Annotated in this window: 4 protein-coding genes; all 4 read left to right on the top strand. The window is 61.4% G+C overall.

Annotated elements, in window-relative coordinates; all coding sequences use genetic code 11:
- Positions 1 to 209: 209 nt before the first annotated feature.
- From ACE04F_RS18600 to ACE04F_RS18585, 4 genes are read left to right on the top strand one after another with little or no spacing between them, the layout of a single operon-like run.
- The gene (locus tag ACE04F_RS18600; RefSeq protein WP_486108964.1) at positions 210 to 1,112 is read left to right on the top strand and encodes a TauD/TfdA dioxygenase family protein; all 903 of its coding nucleotides are present in this window, start codon (positions 210 to 212) and stop codon (positions 1,110 to 1,112) included.
- A 37-nt stretch (positions 1,113 to 1,149) separates the two neighbouring features.
- Positions 1,150 to 2,175: an ABC transporter substrate-binding protein gene (locus tag ACE04F_RS18595; RefSeq protein ID WP_486108962.1), complete on the top strand. Its 1,026-nt coding sequence runs from the start codon at positions 1,150 to 1,152 to the stop codon at positions 2,173 to 2,175.
- A gap of 5 nt (positions 2,176 to 2,180) precedes the next feature.
- Positions 2,181 to 3,041, top strand: a complete 861-nt coding sequence (locus ACE04F_RS18590; protein WP_486108960.1) for an ABC transporter ATP-binding protein — start codon at positions 2,181 to 2,183, stop codon at positions 3,039 to 3,041.
- A gap of 12 nt (positions 3,042 to 3,053) precedes the next feature.
- Positions 3,054 to 3,920 carry an ABC transporter permease gene (locus ACE04F_RS18585; RefSeq protein WP_486108958.1) on the top strand — a complete coding sequence of 289 codons (867 nt, stop codon included), beginning with the start codon at positions 3,054 to 3,056 and terminating at the stop codon, positions 3,918 to 3,920.
- The last annotated feature ends 27 nt before the right edge of the window (positions 3,921 to 3,947 follow it).

The raw sequence follows: 3,947 nt of genomic DNA, 5'->3' as shown, positions 1-3,947 counted from the left end.
CCCCCCACAGGACCGTGTTGCTCCCGCAGCTTCTGCCATATGGTTATGCATTTTCAGTATTTAAATTAACCTTCTTATACCCTTAAAGTCATCCCCCTGCGTACCTGCCGACCAATCGGCGCGCCGCACGACACAAACCGACACGGTGACCCCGTGAGTTTTTGATCGACTGCGCGCCCATTCAAGCGCGCCGTGCGTGGGAGTGATGTATGCCAGCCGTCTCTATTTCTCCAGATTCAAATGCCGCGGACATCGCGCCGCAATCATTCGAAGTACGCCCATTCAGCGGTGCCGTAGGTGCCGAGATCGTCGGGCTGGATCTGTCCCGGCCGATCAACGATCAGGATTTCGCGCGCATCCACCGCGCACATCTGGACTATCACGTCGTGGTGTTCCGCGATCAGCGCATTACCCCCGAGCAGCACATCGCTTTCAGCCGCCGTTTTGGCGTGCTGCAAATCCATGTGCTCAAGCAATTCCTGCTGGCCGGGCATCCGGAAATTCTCATCGTCTCCAACATCATCGAGAACGGCCAGTCCATCGGCCTGGGAGACGCCGGCAAGTTCTGGCATTCGGACCTTTCCTATAAGGAACTGCCGAGCCTCGGCTCGATGCTCCACGCCCAGGAGCTGCCGAGCGAGGGCGGCGACACGCTGTTCGCCGACATGCACAAGGCCTGGGACGGTTTGCCTGATGCGTTGCGAAAAGCGGTGGAAGGCCGTTCGGCGGCGCACTCCTACACGGCGCGCTACAGCGAGACCAAATTCGAAGGCAACTGGCGCCCAACGCTCACGCCTGAGCAACTGGCCCAGGTCGCCGAAGTCGTGCATCCCATCGTCCGCACCCACCCGGAAACCGGGCGCCAGGCGCTGTTCGTCAGCGAAGGCTTCACCACACGCATCGTCGGCCTGCCGGAGGATGAAAGCCAAGCCATCCTGGCCGAGCTGTATGCCCACAGCGTGCTGCCGCAGAACATCTATCGCCATCAATGGCAGCCACACGACCTGGTGTTCTGGGACAACCGCTCGCTGATCCACTTGGCCGCCGGTTGCCCTGGCCATCTGCGCCGCAAGCTGTATCGCACCACTATCCAGGGCGACGCCCCTTTCTGATCGGCTGCGCAACGCGCAAAGAGCCCGGAGAAACACCATGTCCAAACGCATTGCTTTTGCACCGCTGGCTGCGGCTATCGGCCTGGGGTTCAGCTTGCTCGCTGGCAGCCTGGTCGCGCCGGCCAGCGCCCAGGCCGAGGGCGAGATTCGCATCGCCGAGCAGTTCGGCATCGTCTACCTGCTGCTGAACGTGGTCCGCGACCAGCAATTGATCGAGAAGCACGGCAAGGATGAGGGCATCGACATCAAGGTCGACTGGACCCAGCTGTCCGGCGGCGCGGCGGTCAACGATGCGTTGCTGTCGGGCTCCATCGACATTGCCGGGGCCGGCGTCGGGCCGTTGCTGACGGTCTGGGACCGTACCCGTGGCAAGCAGAACGTCAAGGCCGTGGCCTCCCTCGGCAACTTTCCCTATTACCTGTTGAGCAACAACCCGAACGTCAAGACCATTGCCGACTTCACCGAGAAGGACCGCATCGCGGTGCCGGCGGTGGGCGTGTCGGTGCAGTCGCGTTTCCTGCAGTACGCCGCCGCGAAGCAGTGGGGCGACAAGGAGTTCAATCGCCTCGACAAGTACACCCTGGCCGTCCCGCACCCGGATGCCACGGCCGCGTTGATTGCCGGCGGCACCGAACTGACCGGGCACTTTTCCAACCCGCCGTTCCAGGACCAGGCCCTGCAAAATCCCAATGTCCACGTGGTGCTCAATTCCTATGACGTGCTCGGGCCGAATTCGCCCACGGTGCTGTTCGCTACCGAGAAATTTCGCGATGAAAACCCGAAGACCTACAAGGCTTTCGTCGAGGCGCTGACCGAAGCGGCCGAGTTTGCTCAGAAAGACAAAGGCGCGGCGGCGGACACCTACCTGCGCGTGACCAAGGCCAAGATCGACCGGGCGACTCTGCTGAAGATCATTGAAAACCCGCAGATCGAATTTACCGTCACGCCAAAAAACACCTACCCGCTCGCCGAATTCCTCTACCGCGTCGGCGCCATCAAGAACAAGCCGGCCTCCTGGGAAGACTACTTCTTCCAGGACGCCAGACCGCTGCAGGGGAGCTGATTGTCATGAACGCGCCATTGCAAGGCCACGCGGCCAGCAACGCCACCCACACCGACACCGCGCTGTTGTCGGTGGATAACGTCAGCCTGGAATACCGCACCCCGCAGAGAGTGGTGCGGGCCACCCATCAGGTGAGTTTCGAAGTCGATCCGGCGGACCGCTTTGTATTGCTCGGCCCGTCCGGATGCGGCAAGTCCACATTGCTCAAGGCCATTGCTGGTTTCATATCGCCGTGCGAGGGCGAGATTCGCCTGCAAGGCCAAACCGTCAACGCGCCAGGGCCGGACCGGATCGTGGTGTTTCAGGAGTTCGATCAACTGCCACCATGGAAGACCGTCAAGCAGAACGTGATGTTCGCGCTGCTGGCGTCGGGCACGCTCAAACGTCGCGAAGCCGAGGAGCGGGCGCTGCACTACCTCGATAAAGTCGGGTTGGCAGCGTTTGCCGATGCCTATCCGCATACCTTGTCCGGTGGCATGAAGGCCCGTGTCGCGATTGCCCGGGCGTTGGCGATGCAACCGAAGATCCTGCTGATGGACGAGCCCTTTGCGGCGCTGGATGCGCTGACCCGCCGCAAGATGCAGGAGGAATTGCTGCTGCTCTGGGAAGAGGTGCGCTTCACGCTGCTGTTCGTTACCCATTCCATCGAAGAAGCGCTGGTGGTGGGCAACCGCATCCTGCTGCTGTCACCGCATCCGGGGCGGGTCCGGGCGGAAATCCACAGCCATCAATATGATCTGCACAGCCTTGGCGGCGTCGGATTCCAGCACACGGCGCGGCGGATTCATTCGCTGCTGTTCGAACAAGGCCAGTCGCCGGATGCTGAACGCGAGCTGGGTTTTGCCGACATTCGTATCGCGTACTGAGGAGAGCGTTTCATGAGCCAGTTATCGCCTGTGCGCGAAGAATACGAAGTCGATCTGCAACCGCTGAGCCACGTGCCGCTGGAGCGGGAATTGCCTCTGGGGCAGCGTCTTTGGCAACAGGGTTGGTTGCGTAGATGCTTGATTCTGTTAGTGCTGGCGCTGGTGTGGGAGGGCGTGGCGCGTTACCAGAACAACGACCTGTTGCTGCCGAGCTTTTTGCAGACTGCCAGCGCGCTGTATGACGGTTTGCTCAGTGGCGAGTTGCTGGGCAAGGTGTGGATTTCCCTGGTGGTGCTGCTCAAGGGTTATTTGCTCGGCATCATCCTGGCGTTTGGCTTGACCACCCTGGCGGTATCGACCCAGTTGGGGCGTGACCTGCTCAGTACCCTGACGTCGATGTTCAACCCGTTGCCGGCCATCGCGCTGTTGCCGTTGGCGCTGCTGTGGTTCGGCCTGGGGCAGAACAGCCTGATTTTTGTATTGGTGCATTCGGTGCTGTGGGCGCTGGCTTTGAACATGTATGCGGGGTTTCTCGGCGTGTCGGAAACGCTGCGCATGGCCGGGCGCAACTACGGGCTCAAGGGCCTGCGTTTTGTGCTGTTCATCCTGATTCCGGCGGCGCTGCCGTCGATCCTCGCCGGGCTGAAAATCGGCTGGGCCTTCGCCTGGCGCACCCTGATCGCCGCCGAACTGGTATTCGGCGCCACCAGCGGCAAGGGCGGCCTGGGCTGGTACATTTTCCAGAACCGCAACGAGCTGTACACCGACAAGGTCTTTGCCGGGCTGGCGGTGGTGATCCTCATCGGCCTGCTGGTAGAGAACCTGGTATTCGACAGCCTGGAGCGGGTGACGGTGAAGCGTTGGGGGATGCAAAGGTAAGCCATTCATGAGCATCTGTGGCGAGGG

The organism is Pseudomonas sp. AGC41, assembly GCF_057334555.1.
The sequence above is the reverse complement of the archived record's forward strand: the minus strand, read 5'-3'. Positions and strand labels throughout refer to the sequence as shown.

What these genes read in the sequence shown, in the direction of transcription:
- ACE04F_RS18600 (WP_486108964.1), top strand. Translation starts at nt 210, where the DNA reads ATGCCAGCCGTCTCTATTTCTCCAGATTCAAATGCCGCGGACATCGCG.
- ACE04F_RS18595 (WP_486108962.1), top strand. Translation starts at nt 1,150, where the DNA reads ATGTCCAAACGCATTGCTTTTGCACCGCTGGCTGCGGCTATCGGCCTG.
- ACE04F_RS18590 (WP_486108960.1), top strand. Translation starts at nt 2,181, where the DNA reads ATGAACGCGCCATTGCAAGGCCACGCGGCCAGCAACGCCACCCACACC.
- ACE04F_RS18585 (WP_486108958.1), top strand. Translation starts at nt 3,054, where the DNA reads ATGAGCCAGTTATCGCCTGTGCGCGAAGAATACGAAGTCGATCTGCAA.